This is a genomic window from Pseudomonas quasicaspiana (assembly GCF_021147825.1).
Classification (GTDB): Bacteria; Pseudomonadota; Gammaproteobacteria; order Pseudomonadales; family Pseudomonadaceae; genus Aquipseudomonas; species Aquipseudomonas quasicaspiana.
Genome location: NZ_JAGTPI010000060.1, coordinates 17273 through 37814, shown reverse-complemented (window position 1 = coordinate 37814; position 20542 = coordinate 17273). Strand labels below are relative to the sequence as shown.

General features: G+C 58.2%; 17 protein-coding genes. 10 read left to right on the top strand and 7 right to left on the bottom strand.

The genetic code is table 11. The features are described from left to right. Positions 1-181: 181 nt before the first annotated feature. From KDX30_RS24585 to KDX30_RS24575, 3 genes are all read right to left on the bottom strand, one after another. Entirely contained in the window at positions 182-964 is a 783-nt protein-coding gene (locus KDX30_RS24585) for an OmpA family protein (protein ID WP_027902471.1), read from the bottom strand. Positions 965-1024: 60 nt separating this feature from the next. Further along, on the bottom strand, positions 1025-1453 hold the full coding sequence (locus tag KDX30_RS24580) for a DUF4398 domain-containing protein (RefSeq protein ID WP_027902470.1): 429 nt from the start codon (positions 1451-1453) through the stop codon (positions 1025-1027). Between the two features lie 258 nt (positions 1454-1711). Continuing rightward, complete coding sequence (locus KDX30_RS24575; protein WP_231677736.1) at positions 1712-2050, bottom strand: pilin assembly protein; 339 nt, start codon at positions 2048-2050, stop codon at positions 1712-1714. Positions 2051-2297: 247 nt separating this feature from the next. Between KDX30_RS24575 and ppc the strand changes: the two genes are divergently transcribed. The 7 genes from ppc (at position 2298) to KDX30_RS24540 (ending at position 9764) form a co-directional block, all read left to right on the top strand. After that, positions 2298-4934 carry a phosphoenolpyruvate carboxylase gene (gene ppc / locus KDX30_RS24570; protein WP_231677735.1) on the top strand — a complete coding sequence of 879 codons (2637 nt, stop codon included), beginning with the start codon at positions 2298-2300 and terminating at the stop codon, positions 4932-4934. Positions 4935-5210: 276 nt separating this feature from the next. Further along, entirely contained in the window at positions 5211-5858 is a 648-nt protein-coding gene (adk, locus tag KDX30_RS24565) for an adenylate kinase (protein WP_231677734.1), read from the top strand. A gap of 90 nt (positions 5859-5948) precedes the next feature. Continuing rightward, the gene (tsaB, locus tag KDX30_RS24560; protein WP_231677733.1) at positions 5949-6623 is read left to right on the top strand and encodes a tRNA (adenosine(37)-N6)-threonylcarbamoyltransferase complex dimerization subunit type 1 TsaB; all 675 of its coding nucleotides are present in this window, start codon (positions 5949-5951) and stop codon (positions 6621-6623) included. Between the two features lie 377 nt (positions 6624-7000). Further along, positions 7001-7312 carry a hypothetical protein gene (locus tag KDX30_RS24555; protein WP_027902465.1) on the top strand — a complete coding sequence of 104 codons (312 nt, stop codon included), beginning with the start codon at positions 7001-7003 and terminating at the stop codon, positions 7310-7312. Continuing rightward, positions 7309-8178: a DUF72 domain-containing protein gene (locus KDX30_RS24550; protein ID WP_231677732.1), complete on the top strand. Its 870-nt coding sequence runs from the start codon at positions 7309-7311 to the stop codon at positions 8176-8178. Before KDX30_RS24555 ends, KDX30_RS24550 begins: the two co-directional genes overlap by 4 nt. A gap of 51 nt (positions 8179-8229) precedes the next feature. After that, positions 8230-9063, top strand: a complete 834-nt coding sequence (locus KDX30_RS24545) for an isocitrate lyase/PEP mutase family protein (RefSeq protein ID WP_231677731.1) — start codon at positions 8230-8232, stop codon at positions 9061-9063. A gap of 2 nt (positions 9064-9065) precedes the next feature. Continuing rightward, on the top strand, positions 9066-9764 hold the full coding sequence (locus KDX30_RS24540; RefSeq protein WP_164581775.1) for an extensin-like domain-containing protein: 699 nt from the start codon (positions 9066-9068) through the stop codon (positions 9762-9764). A 105-nt stretch (positions 9765-9869) separates the two neighbouring features. Here KDX30_RS24540 and KDX30_RS24535 read toward each other — a convergent pair whose 3' ends face one another. Continuing rightward, positions 9870-10493, bottom strand: coding sequence for an energy transducer TonB (locus tag KDX30_RS24535; RefSeq protein WP_122396159.1), 624 nt, complete (start codon positions 10491-10493; stop codon positions 9870-9872). A gap of 96 nt (positions 10494-10589) precedes the next feature. Here KDX30_RS24535 and KDX30_RS24530 point away from each other — a divergent pair, with 96 nt between their 5' ends. Continuing rightward, positions 10590-11387 carry a class I SAM-dependent methyltransferase gene (locus KDX30_RS24530; protein WP_122396158.1) on the top strand — a complete coding sequence of 266 codons (798 nt, stop codon included), beginning with the start codon at positions 10590-10592 and terminating at the stop codon, positions 11385-11387. A gap of 191 nt (positions 11388-11578) precedes the next feature. Here KDX30_RS24530 and KDX30_RS24525 read toward each other — a convergent pair whose 3' ends face one another. Then, positions 11579-12238, bottom strand: coding sequence for a TetR/AcrR family transcriptional regulator (locus KDX30_RS24525; protein ID WP_231677730.1), 660 nt, complete (start codon positions 12236-12238; stop codon positions 11579-11581). Positions 12239-12328: 90 nt separating this feature from the next. Here KDX30_RS24525 and KDX30_RS24520 point away from each other — a divergent pair, with 90 nt between their 5' ends. After that, positions 12329-13429, top strand: a complete 1101-nt coding sequence (locus KDX30_RS24520) for an efflux RND transporter periplasmic adaptor subunit (protein ID WP_231677729.1) — start codon at positions 12329-12331, stop codon at positions 13427-13429. Between the two features lie 6 nt (positions 13430-13435). Beyond that, positions 13436-16504: an efflux RND transporter permease subunit gene (locus tag KDX30_RS24515; protein ID WP_231677728.1), complete on the top strand. Its 3069-nt coding sequence runs from the start codon at positions 13436-13438 to the stop codon at positions 16502-16504. 652 nt (positions 16505-17156) lie between these two features. Here the strand turns inward: KDX30_RS24515 and KDX30_RS24510 are convergent. Both KDX30_RS24510 and plsB read right to left on the bottom strand, forming a co-directional pair. Then, positions 17157-17846, bottom strand: coding sequence for a DUF4197 domain-containing protein (locus KDX30_RS24510; RefSeq protein ID WP_122397378.1), 690 nt, complete (start codon positions 17844-17846; stop codon positions 17157-17159). A 114-nt stretch (positions 17847-17960) separates the two neighbouring features. Beyond that, entirely contained in the window at positions 17961-20462 is a 2502-nt protein-coding gene (plsB, locus tag KDX30_RS24505) for a glycerol-3-phosphate 1-O-acyltransferase PlsB (RefSeq protein ID WP_231677727.1), read from the bottom strand. Positions 20463-20542: the final 80 nt, after the last annotated feature.

Genomic DNA, 20542 nt, shown 5'->3' with positions numbered 1-20542 from the left:
GTGGGAGCTGGGCTTGCCCGCGATAAGGCTGAATGCGTTCTAAAGTGAACCGCATTCAGCCTTATCGCGGGCAAGCCCTGCTCCCACAGGAGAACTCACTCAGATCCGTATTAAGTAAACTACAACAAAAAAGCCCGGCCTGTTTTCACAGGCCGGGCTTCTGGATTGCAGCGTCAGCGATTTACTTCATCGACGAACGCGGCGCTACCGGCTGGTTGTCGTTGGAAACGGTCACTTCCACACGGCGGTTCTGGGCACGGCCCGAAGCGCTGGTGTTGTCGGCAACCGGGTATTCCTTGCCATAACCCTGGGAAACTACGCGAGCTGGATCAACGCCCATTTTCACCAGTGCCATGCGCACAGAGTTGGCGCGACGCTCGGACAGAGACAGGTTGTAGGAATCGGAACCCGAACTGTCGGTGTAACCTTCAACGATCACTTTGCGATCCGGGTTATCACGCAGGTAGGTCGCCAGTTGGTTGACGTTAACCAGACCGCTGGATTTCAGCTCCGCCTTGTTCAGGTCAAACAGCACGTCGCCGAAGGTCACCAGCGTACCGCGTTCGGTTTGCTTGGCGTTCAGGCTGCTTTGCAGTGCCTTGATCTGTGCGTCACGGGCATCCAGACGGGCTTGAGCGCGCTGAGCGGAGGCACCTTTCAGTTCCTCTTCAGCGGTGCGCAGGGCAATAGTCTGCTTCGCAACTTCAACACGCTGGTTGGTCAGATAAGCCAGTTGGTCGACTTTCTTCTCGTCTTCGCTGTTGCGATAGGCTGCGTCAGCCTTGTCTAGCCAGTCGCTGGCGTCTTTGGTTTCCAGCGCCGCTACTTTGGTAGCCTGCGGGTTGGTCTGCAGAGCGGAGAAGTTGGTGCGAGCCTGTTCCAGATTCTGGTTAGGCGGCGTCGAGCAAGCGGCCAGTGCAACACTCATGGCCAGCAGGGCAGGGATCATCACTTGTTTGCGCATAATAGTTTCGTCCTTTCAATCGAATTCGAAATGCATGAAAAACGTTGGCTGCAACGTTGGTTACTGGGCCGGTGCCGGTTGCACCTGACGCAGACCTTCTTCACGTAGTTCGTTGACGCCTTGACGGGCATCCTGCACAGCTCGCTCTGCCTTGGCAGCCTGGGATTTACGTTCCGCTACGCGAGCGTCCCATTCAGCTTGTTCAGCCAGGCGGCGTGCTTCGTCGTATTTCTGCTCTTGCATGGCGAGCTCGGCTTGCTTGAGTTTGTCTTGCGCCGATTTCATTTCCACTGCGGAGAACTCGGTACCACCGGCGCTGACGGCGCTGTTGACGGCCGATTGGCTCACAGCGTACTGCTCGGTCGGAGGATTACCTGCACAACCAGCGAGTACGAAGCTGGCACCCAGTGCCAGAGCAGTCAGTTTCAGACCGCGCAGGCCTTTGAATTTGGTGTTGGCAGTAAGCGTGTTCATCGTGATCGACTCCATTATTTAACTCCTGAAAATCTTGAGTGTTCCATGACAGTCGTTGGCCTGAAGCGTGCGAGGTAGCGTATGGCTGCGCCGTTGGCTATCCGTAGGCTTTTCTGTAATGGCTATGGGCTCGGACACATGAGCTTTTTGAATAGTTCAGGTTTTTTTTGACGTCAACAGTTAGTGAGGCCAGGGAACAAATCATGTGAAAGAACGATCCTCGCACGTCATTGCCAGGCCGTCTTGAGGCCCGCGCGACGCGTAAGCGGGTTGTTACTCAGAGTCCTTTTTTTCGGACAACTCATGCAGATACCGCCGCGAAAGCGCCAGAAAACGTGGGGTAGGGCCTACGTCTTCGTAGACCGGGTCACCTTCTTCATCAGTGGTCACGACATGCTGGCCTTTGACGTAAGGGAAGCTCGCTTCGAGTTCTTCCAGGGCTGCACCGATCAGCTCGCCCAGTAACTCTTCAGGATGATGTTTGGGGTACATCTCTGTCAGCGCGCTCAAGCGCGCAGCGGACTCCATGTCCAGGTGGATCGCATATTCAGTCTGGGTCAGCCGTCCTTTGGCGTTCTCTTCCCAATGGTTGGCGAGTTCACGGATTTTCATAGGGACCTCTTTGTTTGCCCACCGATGGCAGGTCTGCTTGAGTGCTGATTCATTGAGTGCTCAGCCATGGTTCACCGATGAGATTAGCCGGGTTATTTCAAAAGGTTTATTCACCGGGTGTTGGCGTGGCTGTTGATTTTGCTGCACTGATGGTAGAAAAGGGATAGATCAGAATTCTGCACGCCTGTTCAGTCGCTAACGCTTTGAGGCGGGTGGCGCCCACACAAAAATCAGGGGGAGAGGAACGATGGCTGATATCGACGCGCGTTTACGCGAGGATGTGCACCTGCTGGGTGAGCTGTTGGGCAATACCATTCGCGATCAGCGCGGGAGTGAGTTTCTCGACAAGATCGAACGTATTCGCAAAGGAGCCAAGGCCGGTCGGCGCGGTTCGGCTGAGGGCGCCGAGCAGCTTACTTCCAGTGTTGATGGCCTGGCCGAAGATGAATTACTGCCGGTTGCGCGGGCCTTCAATCAGTTTCTCAACCTGGCCAACATCGCCGAGCAATATCAACTGATTCGGCGGCGTGACGATTCACAGCCGCAACCGTTTGAATCTCGAGTGCTGCCTGAGCTTCTCGACCGCCTCAAAAGTGCAGGACATAAACCCGAGACCTTGGCTCGGCAGTTGAGCAAGCTGGAAATCGAACTGGTCCTCACTGCGCACCCCACCGAAGTGGCACGCCGCACCCTGATTCAGAAGTACGACGCCATCGCCGCACAACTTGCGGCCCTCGATCATCGTGATCTGAGCAGCGCCGAACGTGAGCAGATCACCGAGCGCCTGCAGCGTCTGATTGCCGAAGCCTGGCACACTGAAGAGATTCGCCGCACCCGACCGACCCCGGTGGATGAGGCGAAATGGGGTTTCGCCGTTATCGAGCATTCGTTATGGCATGCAGTACCCAATTACCTGCGCAAGGCCGATCACGCGTTGCATGCAGCCACCGGTTTTCATCTGCCACTGGAGTCTGCGCCGATTCGTTTTGCCTCATGGATGGGCGGCGACCGTGACGGTAATCCCAACGTCACGGCGGCGGTTACGAGAGAGGTGCTGTTGCTGGCCCGCTGGATGGCGGCGGATCTATATGTGCGTGACGTCGATCAACTGGCAGCCGAATTGTCGATGCAGCAAGCCAGTGATGCGTTACGTGCCAGTGCAGGCGACAGCGCTGAACCCTATCGTGCTGTCCTGAAGCAACTGCGCGAGCGGCTACGGGCGACCCGCAACTGGGCTCAGGCTTCGCTCGCCGTCACACAGCCCGCGCCAGATAACGTGCTGCATGATAATCGCGAGCTGCTTGAGCCGCTGATGCTCTGCTTTCAGTCGCTGCATGAGTGCGGCATGGGCGTGATCGCGGATGGCCCGCTGCTGGACTGTCTGCGCCGTGCAGTGACGTTCGGTCTGTTCCTGGTGCGTCTGGATGTCCGTCAGGATTCCACCCGGCATGAATCCGCTATGACCGAAATTACCGACTACCTCGGGCTTGGCCGCTATGAGGAGTGGGACGAGCAGGCACGTGTTGATTTCCTGTTGCGGGAATTGAACAGCCGACGTCCGTTGCTGCCTGCGCATTTCAAACCGGCCGCTGACACCGCAGAAGTGCTGGCAACCTGTCGCGAGGTGGCTGCTGCGCCTGCCGCCTCGTTGGGTTCCTATGTGATTTCCATGGCCGGTGCTGCTTCGGACGTGTTGGCGGTGCAGTTACTGCTCAAAGAGGCCGGTTTGCAGCGCCCCATGCGCGTCGTGCCGCTGTTCGAAACCCTCGCGGATCTGGATAACGCCGGGCCAGCCATGGAACAGTTGTTGAACCTGCCGGGCTACCGTTCACGCCTGCACGGCCCGCAGGAAGTCATGATTGGCTATTCCGATTCCGCCAAGGATGCGGGCACCACTGCCTCGGCCTGGGCGCAGTATCGGGCGCAGGAAAAACTCGTTGATATCTGTCGCGCCCAGCAAGTCGAACTGCTGCTGTTTCATGGTCGCGGGGGCACCGTTGGGCGTGGTGGTGGTCCTGCTCACGCGGCGATTCTGTCGCAGCCGCCGGGTTCGGTAGCCGGGCGTTTCCGTACCACCGAACAGGGTGAAATGATCCGCTTCAAGTTCGGCCTGCCAGACATCGCCGAGCAGAACCTCAATCTATATCTGGCCGCCGTGCTGGAAGCCACCTTGCAACCGCCACCGCCGCCCGAGCCTGCATGGCGAGAGATGATGGATAACCTGGCGGCCGATGGCGTCAGCGCTTATCGCGCGGTGGTGCGTGAGCATCCGGAGTTCGTCGAATACTTCCGTCAGGCCACACCGGAGCAGGAACTGGGTCGATTGCCTTTGGGGAGCCGTCCGGCCAAGCGCAGGGAAGGGGGCGTAGAGAGCCTGCGGGCCATCCCGTGGATTTTCGCCTGGACTCAGACGCGATTGATGTTGCCCGCCTGGCTTGGCTGGGAGGCAGCGCTCAATAAGGCCCTCGAACGTGGCGAAGGTGAACTGTTAGGGCAGATGCGTGAACACTGGCCGTTCTTCCGCACCCGGATCGACATGCTGGAGATGGTGCTGGCCAAAGCCGACCACGATATTGCCCAACTGTACGATCAGCGTCTTGTGGAGCCGAGACTGCAACATTTGGGTACGCATTTACGCGACCTATTGTCGCAGGCATGCTCCGTAGTGCTGGGGCTGACCGGGCAATCGAAACTACTGGCTCATAGCCCTGCGACGCTTGAATTCATCAGCCTGCGCAACACGTATCTGGATCCACTGCATCTGCTTCAGGCAGAGTTGCTTGCCCGTTCACGCAACCGTGAGGCAAGTCTGGACAGTCCTCTGGAGCAGGCACTGCTGGTGTCTGTGGCGGGTATTGCCGCCGGATTGCGTAACACCGGTTAGTCAGCGCTTCCGTTAATGGCGCGCCGTCAATTGCCAGTGCGCCATTGGCATCAATGACTTGCGCGCTTTTGACTGGCTCAAGCCACCTGAACCAATTTCGCACTCTGCTACCTCTGACCGGGTAGTGGATACTGCGACTTTTGGCGGCTTGTGCCACTTGTGTCGGCTGTGTATCTTGATCAGCCTTTGGCCATTCTTCGGCTCGAACCACATTTGAGATTGGTCCAGTAGTGGCGAATCCGACGTTTACATATAAAAAATTTGAGGAGCACATCGATGCGCGTGATTCTGCTGGGAGCTCCCGGGGCCGGTAAAGGTACTCAGGCAAAATTCATCACCGAAAAATTCGGCATCCCGCAAATTTCCACAGGCGATATGCTGCGCGCTGCCGTCAAGGCTGGCACTGAACTGGGCCTTAAAGCCAAGAGCGTCATGGACAACGGCGGTCTGGTTTCCGATGACCTGATCATCGGTTTGATCAAGGATCGTCTGTCCGAGCCTGATTGCGCCGGCGGCGTGCTGTTTGACGGTTTTCCCCGCACCATTCCACAGGCGGAAGCGCTTCTGGCGGCGGGTCTGGAAATCGACCACGTGCTGGAGATCGCTGTAGATGACGAGGAAATCGTCAAGCGCATGTCCGGTCGCCGTGTACACGAAGGCTCTGGCCGTATCTATCACACCATTTTCAATCCGCCCAAGGTTGAAGGCATTGATGATGTGACTGGCGAGCCACTGTTGCAGCGCAAGGATGACGTCGAAGAAACCGTTCGCCATCGCCTGGCCGTGTATCACGACCAGACCAAGCCGCTGGTTGAGTTCTACAGCAAACTCGAAGCGAAAAATGGCAAGCCTAAGTGCAGCCACATCGCAGGCGTCGGTTCGGTTGAAGACATCACCAGAAAAGTGCTTGAAGCTCTGAGCTGACAGCACTGGCTTGAGTCAACAAACGGTCCGCTTGCGGGCCGTTTTGTCGTTTATAATGCGCCCCTTTTTTGATCTCGATGGATAACCCTGATGACCACCTTGCTGGCCCTGGACACCGCCACTGAAGCCTGCTCGGTCGCTTTGCTGCACGACGGCAAGGTGCTGAGCCACTACGAGGTGATCCCGCGCCTGCACGCCCAGCGTTTGCTGCCCATGATCAAAGCGATCATGGCAGAGGCGGGTATTGGCCTGTCAGCGCTGGATGCCATTGCTTTTGGCCGTGGTCCGGGTGCCTTTACGGGCGTGCGGATCGCCATTGGCGTTGTGCAGGGGTTGGCCTTTGGTCTGGAGCGTCCGGTTCTCCCCGTTTCCAATCTGGCAGTGCTGGCCCAGCGAGCAATGCGCGAGCACGGTGCTCATCAGGTTGCTTCGGCCATCGACGCGCGCATGGATGAGGTTTACTGGGGTTGCTTTCGCGAGTTCGCAGGAGAGATGCGTCTGCTTGGCGCCGAAGCCGTACTCCCGCCAGAGCAGGTTGCTTTGCCTGTTGATGCGAGTGGTGAATGGTTTGGGTCCGGCACAGGCTGGGACTATGCCGAGCGTCTGCCGGTCAGCGTCATAGGCCACGACGCCAGTATGCTGCCCCACGCTCAGGATTTACTGACCCTGGCGACCTTCGCCTGGCAGCGCGGTGAGGCCATCGTTGCAGATGATGCCCAGCCGGTTTATTTGCGGGATAAAGTGGCCACGCCCAAAGCCCGATGATTTCTGTAGGTACTCGCTCTTGCAGGTTCTACGCGATCCGGTGGGACCGAATTCATTCGGGAAGGCGGCATTCCTGACGGCAGAGATAAATCGAACGCACAGGCCCCTTCGCGAATGAATTCGCTCCCACGGATTTGCGTTTGCAGGCCAACATAGAATCTCCCGCAGGAATCTGTGTTTGCAGCCCTACGCAGGGTCTGTGCCATCCTGGGAACCCTTTGTGGTTAGTCAAAACACGACCTTTCATCGCCTAAAATCCTCAACTTCCAGCTTGTTGCGAAACTTTTTCAAATTGTGTGGTCTAGTTATCGTTCGGGTAATTGCAACACTCTGCCCGTGAAGTTAGATTGCCACTATAAGATGCAGAGTACGCACTAATGCGCATAGACGGCCCTTCACAACGTTCATACCCCATCAAACGCAAGCCGCGTAATCAGCCTGCGATCGTTGATGGCACCTTCGAAGAAGTCGAAAACGACGCCGAAGTTGCCCAGCAGCCAGCGCAAAGCGCTCGCTCAGGTGGTAATGCACAGGCCAATTCGACTGCCAACGTTCCTGCACGTCCGCAAGACATCATCTTCCCGCGTTCCATGAGCACTCGCGTTGCCACTGCGCTGGCCAGTTACCTGACCACCGCCAGCTTCGTTGACTGGGATCTGGAAGTTTCAGGGCTTGATCTCCACGTTTGAATGATTCTCGCCTGCCTTACTTTCTGGGATGTCCGTCATGGAGTGAAAACGCCTGGCGCGAATCACTTTATCCCGAAAACGCTCGTACTAACGAATTTCTAGGCCTGTACTCACAGGTCTTCAACGCCGTTGAAGGCAACACCACTTTTTACGCGCGGCCTGCGCCCTCCACTGTGCAGCGCTGGGCTGAAGTGCTGCCCGATGATTTTCGCTTTACGGCCAAATTTCCCGGCGATATCAGCCATGGCGGTGATTTGCGCCTCCAATTGCAGGCCGCGGAAACATTCATCCAGTTGCTGGCACCTTTGGGCGAACGCGTTGCACCTTTCTGGCTGCAGTTGCCTGCCAGCTTCACGTCGCAGCGGCTTGCCGAACTCGTCACGTTTATTGACGAGCTGAAGTGTCCGTTGGCCGTCGAGGTGCGCAATATGGCGTTTTTCGGAAAGGGTGATGAAGAGCGCATGCTCAATCGCCTTTTGCTGGAACGTGGCGTTGAGCGCATCTGTCTCGATTCACGCGCGTTGTTCAGCTGTGTGTCCAGCGATCCGGCGGTACTGCATGCACAGTCGAAGAAACCCAAGGTCCCCGCCCGTCCGGCAGCGCTGACTCAATTTCCGCAGGTGCGCTTCATTGGTCATCCCGTGCTGGAGGCCAATGACCCGTTTCTGGTCCAGTGGGTGGCTAAAGTCGCAGCCTGGATTGAAGAAGGGCGTACGCCTTATTTGTTCCTGCACACCCCGGACAACCTCGAAGCGCCGCTTCTGGCCCGACGTTTCCACAGTCAGTTGATGGAACGCTTGCCAGGTTTACCGCCGTTGGTTGAACTGGATCGCGCACCACCGGTGCAGCAACTGGGCTTGCTCTGAGGTCGATAACTATGGCTTCAATAGCCGTATTAACGATCACAGGAGTCAGCAATGGATTCGCAACAGCTTCTTCGCGCACAAACTTTCAAGGCACTGCACGAGCGTGATCATGCTTTTGTGATCCCCAATCCGTGGGACGCAGGGTCGGCCAAACTGTTGGCCTCCATGGGCTTCGAAGCGTTGGCCACCACCAGCGCGGGTCTGGCTTTCACCTTGGGTCGGGCGGATGCCGAAGGTGCGCTGAGCTTCGCCGAATCGCTGGAAAATCTTCGGGCAATCGTTACTTCAACCGACTTGCCGGTCGCCGCCGATCTTGAAAACTGTTTCGCTGACAGCCCTGAAGACTGTGCAGCCAACCTGCTGGCGGCGGCGCGGACCGGCATCGTTGGTGCTTCTATCGAAGACGCCACTGGCAAGACCGATCAGCCAATTTATGATTACGAGTTGTCCGTAGCGCGGGTCAGGGCGGCGGCGCTGGCTGCACGCAGCTTGCCGTTCCCGTTCATGCTGACTGCTCGAGCGGAAAACCTGCTCAACGACCGGATGGATTTTGCGGACACCTTGAACAGGCTGAAGGCCTACGCCGATGCCGGAGCTGACGTGCTTTACGCGCCCGGCCTGCGCACTCGCGAAGAAGTTATTGCGGTGGTCCGTGCCGTTGCGCCCAAGCCAGTCAACGTGTTGATGGGGTTGGGCGGTGTCACGCTGACTGTCGCTGAACTCAGTGAGTGCGGCGTCAAGCGTATCAGCGTCGGCTCATCCCTTGTGCGGGCTGCGTTCGGCGGCCTGTACCGCGCCGCAGAAGAGATCCGTACCCAGGGGACGTTTACCTACGCTGAGCAAGCGCTGCCGTTTGCTCAACTCAATGCTTTGTTCAAGGACTGAGGGTGCGGGGCTCGACGCTGTTTCTGGTTTTCCTGCTGCTCTGTGCGGGCGCCATCGCTGCGGTATGGCGGGGCTGGATCGAGGTGCCAGCACAATGGAATCCCTGGGCCCCATTGGATATTCAGGCTGAGCCCAACTTCCTGACATCCTGGAAGCTATCTCGGGTCAAGAATGATCCGCAGTTGTGCGATCAGGTGCTGAGTTCATCAAGCCTGCGTTTCAGCCGTCAAGCTGACAGCCCCACGTCCGCCGATTGCCCGCTCACCGGCGTGCTGCGAGTGCAGGGGGGGGATGTTGGGTTGAGCAGCAGCTTCCTCGCCAGTTGTCCCTTGGCCGTGGCCTACGCGCTGTTTGAAGTTCACACCTTGCAGCCCGCAGCCCAGGCGGTATTTGGTCAGCGAGTGACCCGTATCGACCATCTGGGCAGTTTTGCCTGTCGCAACGTCTACGGCAGGAGCAGCGGACGATTGAGCCAGCACGCAACCGCAAACGCGCTGGACATCGCCGGTTTTCGCCTGGCCGATGGGCAGCGGATCAACCTGTTGCGGGACTGGAAGAACGAGGGCGACAAGGGCCGGTTCTTGCGTGAGGTTCGCGACGGAGCCTGCAAGAACTTCAATACGGTGTTAGGGCCTGATTACAACGCGGCGCATCAAAACCATTTTCATCTGGATATGGGCGGTTGGCGGGTGTGTCGCTGAGGTAGATGTTTATGTAGGCGCTGCCGAAGGCTGCGAAGGCGGCGTGTCATGGGAATCCATTCGCAGCCTTCGGCAGCTCCTACAGATGTCACCGAATCAACGGAATCAAGCAGCCATGCGCAGGTTTTGCAGGATGATCGGACGTGCCCAGCCCATGTCGAAATTCAGGGCGCGTTGCTGGGCGACCATGGTGGCGTCATCCAGTGGCAGGGCAGGCTTGTCAGCCAGGTCCCATTCGAATTCGGCGATTGGCAAGTGCAGCGGACGAGGCTGAGGGCCCGGGCCTGGAATCACGCTGTCGTCGTAAGGATTCAGTACGTTCGGACGAACCCACTCGCTGTCGAACTCCAGATCGCGTTGCTGAGCGATCATTTCGCTGATGCTGAACGGTTCGTTCGGAGGTGGCAGCAGGTCGAGTTCAAATTCAGCGATCGGCAGAAACAGCGGCTCGGCAGGAACACGTGGCATGTCTTCAACCGGGCAGGCGCGCTGCTCGACGATCTTGCCCAGTGTACGCGCACCGGCAACAGGCTCGCCTGTAGCAACATCAGTCGCAACGCTGGCTGGATCAACGGGTTCAGCCGTTGTATCGCGTACTTGTTCAGCCATCACACGGGCAAACGCATCCGACCAGATCTGGGTAACACCGCCCAGAGCCCGGCTGTTACGCAGGGTAAAATCACCTGCGTGCGTTAGATAACCTATGGATGATTGCTGAATGTCTGACATATCGATCGTTACACGTCGTAGGTCTGGCAGAATGCCTGATACTTCTTTATCGGCAGATTTTGCCGATCATTAACACTTTTTGAGCGTGTGGACACAATGAGTGAGCAACAAGCGGGCAGTCGCATCCGGGTCGAAGCCCTTGGTAGCCCCTCAGGTAGCCAAAGTCAGGAACAGGCCGCGCAGTGGGCACAGCGTCTGGACCTGCCGTTAGAGGACGATGACGCGGACTTTGCCCTGCAAGTGACTGACGATGGCCTGCAATTGCAGCAGTTGGGTGATGACGTGCCAGGCCCGGTGCGGGTGGATTTCGTTGAGGGGGCGGTGGCTCATCGGCGTCTGTTCGGTGGCGGCAGCGGGCAGATGATCGCCAAAGCGGTGGGCATTCAGCCTGGCGTTCGGCCTTCGGTGCTGGATGCAACGGCGGGCCTGGGCAAGGATGCGTTCGTGTTGGCCAGCCTTGGCTGTCAGATGAGCCTGATCGAGCGCCAACCGATCATCGCGGCATTGCTGGAAGACGGCCTGAACCGTGGACGGCAGGATCGGGAAGTGGGTTCGATCATTAGCCAGATGCGCTTGCTGACCGGCAATTCCATCGAGTTGATTCGGGGCTGGGAAAGCGAGCCGCCGCAAGTGATCTATCTGGACCCGATGTTCCCGCATCGGGAAAAAACTGCGCTGGTGAAGAAGGAAATGCGCCTGTTCCGCCCGTTGGTAGGCGACGACATGGACGCGCCTGCGCTGCTGGAAGCTGCATTGGCATTGGCCACCCACCGCGTAGTGGTAAAACGCCCACGCAAAGCCCCGTGCATCGAAGGCCCCAAGCCGAGCTACGCGCTGGATGGCAAATCCAGCCGGTATGACATCTATCCGAAGAAGGCGTTGAAGTCGGTGTGATCTTGATCATTTCTCTGGCGCGCCACAGGTCTCCTGTTGCGCTGCTGCGGATTCTTTGTGGGAGCCGAGCTTGCTCGCGATGAACGATAACGGGGGTGTAGCTTAGCTATTGCAGCGCCTGCATCGCGAGCAAGCTCGGCTCCCACGGTTTTGCATCAGCCTCGGATTCCACCTTGATCCAGAGAGCCTGATCAAACCGAATACGCCCGCATAAACAATGCCACCACGTCCTGCACGTGCGCTTCTGCGCTGGCTTCATCCGGCCGTTCGCCGCAGCCCACCAGAAGGCGGAAGTTGCAGACGCCTTTGATCAGGCTGAGAAAGTGCTCGGCGGCGGTTCCAGGGGATTCAAACTTCAGTTGCCCGCGCTGCTCCAGGCGCCTCAGCAAACGCTCGGTTTCCTGAAGAACCCGCTGTGGTCCTGCGGCGAAAAATATCTGCGACAGCTTCGGATCCTGAGTGCCCAGCGTCACCATCAGGCGGTGCAACTCAACGGATTCAGGACTGTTTATGAGTATCTGGAAACCCCGCGCAACACTCAGCAACAAGGTCTTTGCCGGTAAGTCGCGGTTCAGCTCAATGAATAATTCCGGCAACTGCTCTTCGCAACGTGCCACCACGGCTGCGGTAAACAGCGTCTCCTTGTCATTGAAGTGGCTGTAGACCGTGAGCTTCGAAACCCCGGCCTCTGCGGCAACCGCATCCATGCTGGTGCCGGCGTAGCCATTGCGCACAAACAACTCTTTTGCCGCATCAAGAATGGCCCCGCGCTTGACCTGGTCTTTCGGCCGACCGGGTCCCGGATTGCCTTGAGGGCTGGTGTAAGGGCTGCTTTGAGAATCGTCAGGCATGTTCGTTTAATAATGTACTGGTGAGTTTGGTAATTTTTAATATACTCGTCAGTACAATTATTCCAAGCATCTTTTGCGAAGGCCTCCACCATGTTGCGCAAGTTCCTGTGCCTCGTCCTGCCTCTGGGTCTGATGTCACTGCTGTCTGGCTGTGGCCAGGAAGCAACTGCACCGACCACAATTCGTCCCGCCATGGTTATTCAGCCATCGCCATCCGCACAGTCCATGGACAGTTATCCCGGTGAAGTCCGCGCCCGCTTTGAGCCGGATCTGGCGTTCCGGATCGGCGGCAAGGTCAGCAAGCGTCTGGTGGAAGAGGGGCAACGGGTCAAGGCCAATCAGCCCTTGGCCGAGCTGGATGCTCAGGACGTTCGTCTGCAACTGGATGCCACGCGCGCTCAAGTCGCCGCCGCCGAGGCCAACCTGCAGCTGGTGCGCTCCGAGCGGGATCGCTACAAGACCCTTATGGATCGGCAGATGGTCAGCCGTTCGCAGTACGACAACGCCGAAAACCTCTATCGCTCCGGTGAGGCCCGTCTCAAGCAGATCAAGGCCGAGCTGACCGTTGCTGACAACCAGACCAGTTATGCCGTGCTGCGCGCGCCACAGGACGGCGTGGTGGCAAAAAGGCTGGTGGAAGTCGGTCAGGTTGTCGCTGCCGGGCAAACGGTCTTTACCCTTGCTGCTGATGGTGAGCGGGAAGTCTTGATCAGCCTGCCGGAACAGAACTTCGCCCGCTTCAAGACAGGGCAGCCCGTCACCGTCGAGTTATGGACTCAGCGCGAACAACGCTTCCCCGGGCGCATTCGCGAATTGTCGCCTGCGGCTGACCCGCGTTCGCGGACTTTCGCCGCGCGTGTTGCTTTCGCCAGCGGCAAAGTGCCCGCGGAATTGGGCCAGAGTGCGCGGGTATTCATTGCGACCGAGCAAGCCGTGCCGCTGTCGGTACCGCTCTCTGCCGTGACATCGGAGAACGGCATCAATTACGTCTGGCGAGTCGCGGCCGACAGCACCCTCAAACGCGTCAGTGTCCGACTTGGGCCTTATGGTCAGGAGTCGGTGCCAGTGCTCGAAGGGCTGACCGCCAGTGACTGGATCGTCGCTGCGGGTGTGCATGTGTTGCACGAAGGTGAACAGGTGCGCCCTGTGGACCGTGAAAACCGTGCGGTCAAACTGGCTGCGAAGGAGTAAGCACGGATGCGATTCAATCTCTCCGAATGGGCGTTGCGCAATCGGCAAATCGTCCTGTACCTGATGATTGTTCTGGCGGTAGTCGGTGCGTTGTCCTACACCAAGCTGGGCCAAAGCGAAGACCCTCCGTTCACCTTCAAGGCCATGGTGATCCGCACGCTGTGGCCCGGCGCAAGCGCTGAGGAGGTGGCGCGGCAAGTCACTGATCGCATCGAAAAGAAACTTATGGAAACCGGCGAGTACGACCGCATCGTATCGTTCTCGCGTCCCGGCGAATCTCAAGTTACTTTTATTGCCCGTGACTCGATCTTCTCTTCGTACCTGCCGGAGCTGTTCTATCAGATCCGCAAAAAGGTCGGGGATATCCGTCAGAACCTGCCTCCGGGTGTACAGGGCCCGTTCTTCAACGATGAATTCGGCACTACCTTCGGTAATATTTACGCGCTGTCCGGCAAGGGCTTCGACTATGCCGTGCTCAAGGATTACGCCGACCGCGTTCAGCTTCAACTGCAGCGCATCAACGATGTGGGTAAGGTCGAGCTGATCGGCTTGCAGGACGAGAAGATCTGGATCGAGCTGTCCAACGTCAAGCTCGCCACGTTGGGGCTGCCGTTGCAAGCTGTGCAGCAGGCGCTCGAAGCGCAGAATGCCGTCTCGGCTACCAGCTTCTTTGAAACACCCAGCGAGCGTATTCAACTGCGCGTCAGCGGTCGTTTCCAGACGGTTGATGAGATTCGTGAATTTCCGATCCGCGTGGGTGATCGCACGCTGCGTATCCGTGATCTGGCCGAAGTACATCGCGGCTTCAATGACCCACCTGCGCCGCGCATGCGTTTCATGGGCGAAGAGGCGATCGGGCTGGCGGTGGCGATGAAGCCGGGCGGCGACATTCTGGTGCTGGGCAAGGCGCTTGAGGGCGAGTTTGCCCGCCTGCAGAAAAACCTGCCTGCCGGAATGGAACTGCGCAAAGTGTCTGATCAACCTGCTGCGGTGAAAACCGGCGTCGGTGAGTTCGTTCAGGTACTGGCCGAAGCACTGGCGATTGTGTTGCTGGTGAGTTTCTTCTCACTGGGCATGCGTACCGGCATGGTGGTCGCATTGACGATACCGCTGGTATTGGCCATGACGTTCGCCTGTATGTACTACCTGGGCATCGGCTTGCACAAGATTTCCCTCGGTGCGTTGGTGCTGGCGCTGGGCCTGCTGGTGGACGACGCGATCATTGCCGTGGAAATGATGGCGATCAAAATGGAGCAGGGCTACGACCGGCTGCGTGCTGCGAGTTTCGCCTGGACCAGCACCGCTTTCCCGATGCTGACCGGCACGCTGATCACCGCTGCTGGCTTCTTGCCGATTGCCACCGCGCAGTCGAGCACGGGCGAATACACCCGTTCGATCTTCCAGGTGGTGACCATCGCGCTGCTGGCTTCCTGGGTCGCTGCCGTGGTGTTCGTGCCATATCTGGGCGAGCGGCTGCTGCCCGATCTGGCGAAGATTCACGCCAAAAAACATGGCACTGGACCTGACGCAGTGGACCCTCACGGTACGCCGTTCTACCAGCGGGTGCGGGCGATGGTGGGCTGGTGCGTGCGCTGGCGCAAAACGGTGATCGTCGCCACGGTTGCTTTGTTCGTGCTGTCGGTGGTGATGTTCAAGTTTGTCCCGCAGCAGTTCTTCCCGGCGTCCGGTCGCCTGGAGCTGATGGTGGACTTGAAGCTGACTGAAGGCGCTTCGCTGAACAGCACGGCCGAGCAGGTCAAGCGTCTTGAGCAGATGCTCAAGGATCATCCGGGTATCGACAATTATGTGTCGTATGTCGGGACCGGTTCGCCACGTTTCTACCTGCCCCTTGATCAACAACTGCCTGCAACCAGCTTTGCGCAGTTCGTGGTCCTGGCCAAAAGTATTGAAGACCGCGAAGCCTTGCGGACCTGGCTGATTAGCAGTCTCAATGAACAATTCCCGACCTTGCGCTCACGGGTAACGCGGCTGGAAAACGGCCCACCGGTAGGTTACCCGGTGCAGTTCCGGGTCAGCGGCGAGCACATCGACGAAGTCCGCGAGTTAGCTCGCAAGGTCGCGGCCAAGGTGCGGGAGAATCCTCACGTTGCCAACGTCCATCTGGACTGGGAAGAACCGAGCAAGGTGGTGTTCCTCAATCTGGATCAGGACCGGGCGCGCGCCTTGGGCGTGACCACGGCCGAACTGTCGAGATTCCTCCAGCGTTCGTTGACCGGCTCCAGCGTCAGCCAATACCGCGAAGACGATGAACTGATCGAAATCCTTCTGCGGGGCACACCTGATGAGCGCCAGCAACTGGGGGCGCTGGCGAGTCTGGCGGTGCCGACTGAAAACGGCACCAGTGTGGCGCTGTCGCAGGTGGCGACGCTTGAATACGGTTTCGAAGAGGGCGTGATCTGGCACCGTAATCGACTGCCCAACGTGACGGTCCGTGCCGATATTTACGGCAAGGAACAGCCCGCAACGCTGGTGCAGCAAATCCTCCCCACGCTGTCTGACGTGCGCAATGAATTGCCGGATGGGTATTTGCTGGAAGTCGGCGGAACGGTGGAGGACGCCGCTCGCGGACAGGACTCTGTGAAGGCGGGTGTGCCGCTGTTTATCGTGGTAGTGCTGACCTTGCTGATGCTGCAACTGCGCAGCTTCTCCCGGATGTTGATGGTGTTCCTGACCGCACCGTTGGGATTGATCGGCGTGACGTTATTCCTGCTGGTGTTCAACCAGCCATTCGGGTTCGTCGCCATGCTGGGCACCATTGCTTTGTCGGGGATGATCATGCGCAACTCGGTGATTCTGGTGGACCAGATCGAGCAGGATATTGCGGGAGGGCTTGATCAGTGGTCGGCGATTATCGAAGCGACCGTGCGCCGCTTCCGGCCCATCGTCCTGACCGCGCTGGCGGCGGTGCTGGCGATGATTCCGCTGTCACGCAGCGTCTTCTTCGGCCCGATGGCCGTGGCGATCATGGGCGGGCTGATCGTCGCGACAGCGCTGACGCTGCTTTTTCTGCCAGCGCTGTATGCGGCGTGGTTCAGAGTGAAGAAGGTGGATTAAAACGGGGTGCATGTTCGTGGGAGCGAATTCATTCGCGAAGGGGCAGGTACAGGCGATACATCTCCACCGTCTGAAAAACCGCCTTCCCGAATGAATTCGGTCCCACAGGATTTGCATCGCACATCAGTTTGCTGGCAACCACAGAGTCTTCTGCATCCTGTGTTTGCATGACGGCTCAAATCCCGGTGGGAGCGAATTCATTCGCGAAGGGGGCGTTACATTCGCAGCTTATGTATCGCCTGAAATATAGCTTTCCCGAATGAATTCAGTCCCACAGGATTTGCATCGCACATCAGTTTGCTGGCAACCACAGAGTCTTCCACATCCTGTGTTTGCATGACGGCTCAAATCCCGGTGGGAGCGAATTCATTCGCGAAGGGGCAGTTACAGGCGATACATCTCCACCGTCTGAAAAACCGCCTTCCCGAGTGAATTCGGTCCCACAGGATTTGCATCGCACATCAGTTTGCTGGCAACCACAGAGTCTTCCACATCCTGTGTGTGCATGACGGCTCAAATCTTGGTGGGAGCGAATTCATTCGCGAAGGGGGCGTTACATTCGCAGCTTATGTATCGCCTGAAATATAGCTTTCCAGAATGAATTCGGTCCCACAGGGATGGCATTTCAACCGCAGTACCCGGTGGTGGCTGCTTACAATGCCCCAAACACCTTCTTCGCCAGGCTCGTCGCCGCCGCTGCCGGATTGGCGCGAATGCTTTCTTCCTGCTTGGCGATCATCTCGAACAAACCGTTCAACGCCTGCTCGGTCACATAACTTTCGATGTTCGAGCTCTTGGCATCAAGCACACCCAATGTCGCCGCCTGACCCGCGAAAGCGTTGTACTTCTGCGCCAGGCCGACCTTGTCGGTGGCCTGCTTGACGATAGGCAGGAATTTGGCGCGGATCTGCTCGCGGCTGCTGCTGTTCAGGTACTGAGTGGCTGAATCCTTGCCACCGCTGAGAATGCCTTTGGCATCCGCCACACTCATCTTTTTCACAGCATCTACCAGCAACGCCTGGGCCTGCGGAACGGCAGCTTCAGCAGCCTGGTTCATGCTGGTTTCCAGTTGGTCAACCTGGTCGCCCATGCCGAACTGCTTCATTTTTTTCGCGACTTTGCCCAGTTTGCCCGGCAGCTCGATGCGCACTTCTTCATTGTTGCTGAAACCACCGGGTTTACCCAGTTGCTTGACGGCGATCTGTGCACCCTGGGTCAAGGCATCTTTCAGGCCGCCGGTGGCGTCCGATTGCGACAGATCGTTCAGTGACAAGGCAAATACACTGCTCGACAGCATCAGGCCCGCGCACAGGCTGGCAAACGTAAAGGGGAGACGGAACATGAGGGCATCCTTTTTTTGACTTGATTCGGATACCGCGCCGAGCTGAACCTCGACGCGGTAATGCACAGAGCCTATCAGGAACTCAGTCTGGCTGGCTGCACGCAATTCCAACGGTCAGCGACTTTCCTCAGCGGGCTCGGGTTCGCCAGGCTCCTCTGTCTGATGCAGCGCCACCTGACGAATCGACAGCCGGATTTCCGCAGGCAACACGCGCTTCGCTGCCCCCTCCGCCAGTTCGCCCAGCAGCGGGTGATAGCTGAGCTTACCGGCCGGATCCTTGCGCAGCACGCCCAGGTCCAGCAGCGTCTGAATGAAATGACGGAACAGGCTCTTGTCGAAAAACTCCGGCGCGTTCAGGCCGTGGAGAATCGATAACCGCTGGGCCATCACCGTACACAGGTCTTCCAGTTCTTCGGCGCTGAGGGTCTTCTGCCCGCTGTTAAGCAGCAAGGCGATGGCCATGTAGAAGCGCTGCAGGGTCTGAGCAATGGCTCGTGACAACAGGGTCAGCAGCACAAACTCTCGAGAGCTTGGCGCTGGCCTCATGTAGACGTTGTTTTCAAAGCGCAGCAGGCCTTGTTCGACGAAGGCTTGCAGCCATTGATCCACCACTTCGTCCAGCTCGTTCACCGGCCAGCGAATGAACAACTCCGACTGCAGATACGGATACAGCGCACGGGTGTAGCGCAGGATCTGCTCGCGGCTCATGCGCGACGAGCTCTGGAAGAAACTCGCCAGCAGCGAGGGCAGGGCGAAGATGTGCAGGATGTTGTTGCGGTAATAGGTCATCAACACTGCGTTCTGTTCGTCCAGATAAAGAATTTTGCCCAAGGCATCCTTCTGTTCCGACAGCAGGTTCATGCCTTTCACATGTTCAATCAAGGCTCGCCCGTCGCCTTCCGGCAGGGTGGTGTGGGGCGAGTAAGGCACGTTGCGCAACAGCGTCAGGTACAGATCCAGTACCCGCTCCATGGCCTGATCGTCCAGCGCCAGTTTCTGTGTGGACAGCAGGGCCAGTGCTACAAGATTGACCGGATTGATCGCCGCGGCTTCGTTCAAGTGCTGAGCCACGCGTTCACCCAGGCGATGGGTGGTTTCGTTCAGCCAGTCCGGTTTGAACTGCGGGCCCAACTGTTGCTCCCGCCAGTCCGGTTGTTCATCGTCGAGAAACTCAGCCAGTTTGATCGGCTCACCGAAGTTCACCGAGACCTGACCGAAACGCTGCTTGAGCGCTCCGATGACCTTGAAGATGTCGAAGATCGACTCTTTCTTCTTCGTCGCGCCGCGCAGTTCGCCCAGGTAAGTGCGACCTTCCAGTACGCGCTCGTAACCGATGTACACCGGCACAAACACAATCGGCATCCGCGAGTTACGCAGAAAGCTGCGCAGGGTAATTGCCAGCATGCCGGTCTTGGGTTGCAGCATGCGCCCGGTCCGCGAGCGTCCGCCCTCGACGAAGTACTCCACCGGGAAACCCTTGGTGAACAGCGTGTGCAGATACTCGTTGAAAACCGAGGTATACAGCGGATTGCCCTTGAACGTGCGGCGCATGAAAAATGCGCCGCCACGACGCAACAGACCGCCAATCACCGGCATGTTCAGGTTGATGCCCGCCGCGATATGCGGAGGGGTCAGGCCGTTGCGGAACAGCAGATAGGACAGCAGCAGATAATCGATGTGGCTGCGATGGCACGGTACGTAAATGACTTCGTGACCCTGAGCAACGTCTTTCACGCCTTCGATATGGCTGACTTTGATGCCGTCGTAAATCTTGTTCCAGAACCAGCTCAGGATCACTTCCAGAAAGCGGATTGCTGAATAGGTGTAGTCCGAAGCGATCTCGTTGGCATAACGCAGCGCCTGTTCCCGGGCTTTGGCTTCAGGAATCTTTTCCCTTTCGGCTTCTTCGAGAATGGCCTGTTTGACCAAGGGTTCGTCGAGCAGGCCGTTGACCAGATTGCGCCGGTGCGACACGTCGGGGCCGATAACGGCGGTCTTCAGATTGCGGAAGTGCGTACGCAGCAGACGCTGGGCCATACGCAGGGTGAGCTCATGACCTTTGTTTTCGTTGACCAGATCGCGCATGTGGATCGGCGCAGAGAATTGCACCCGCGTCTTGCGGCCCAGAATCAGGATGCTGACGAAACGCCGCAGACGACCGGTAACGGCCCAGCTGTCAGCAAACAAAAGCTTCCAGGCGCTGGATTCACGATCCGGTGACTGTCCCCAGAACACACTGACCGGGATGATTTGCGCGTCCTCGGTCGCGTTCTGACTGACTGCGCTGACCAGTCGCTCAAGCGTCGGCGGCGCGCCGCGTTTGTCCTGACGGCCCAGCCAGTCTGGCGAAGGCGTCAGGTAGAAGTACGCAGCCGGTTCAACCAGCTCGCCCACCGACACCGGAAGGATAGGACGCGGCAAGCCGGCCTTGCGGCATTCGGTGTCGATCACCGCCAGGTCGCTCATGGACGGCGACTGCAAGGCGTAAAACACCGGGCGACTGCGATCCAGGTTGAGCGTGAACGACGACTGATTAATGGTCTCGGAACGAACCCAGAGATAGAGCAGACGGCGCAAGGTGCCGAATACAAGGCGGCGGAACGGTGATCGGGTCATACGGCATCTGCGAAAAGGGGGCGGTGCCCGCGAGGACGCTAGTGTGCCGTATCTGGGGGGGTTGGGCAAAAGCGGAAGGG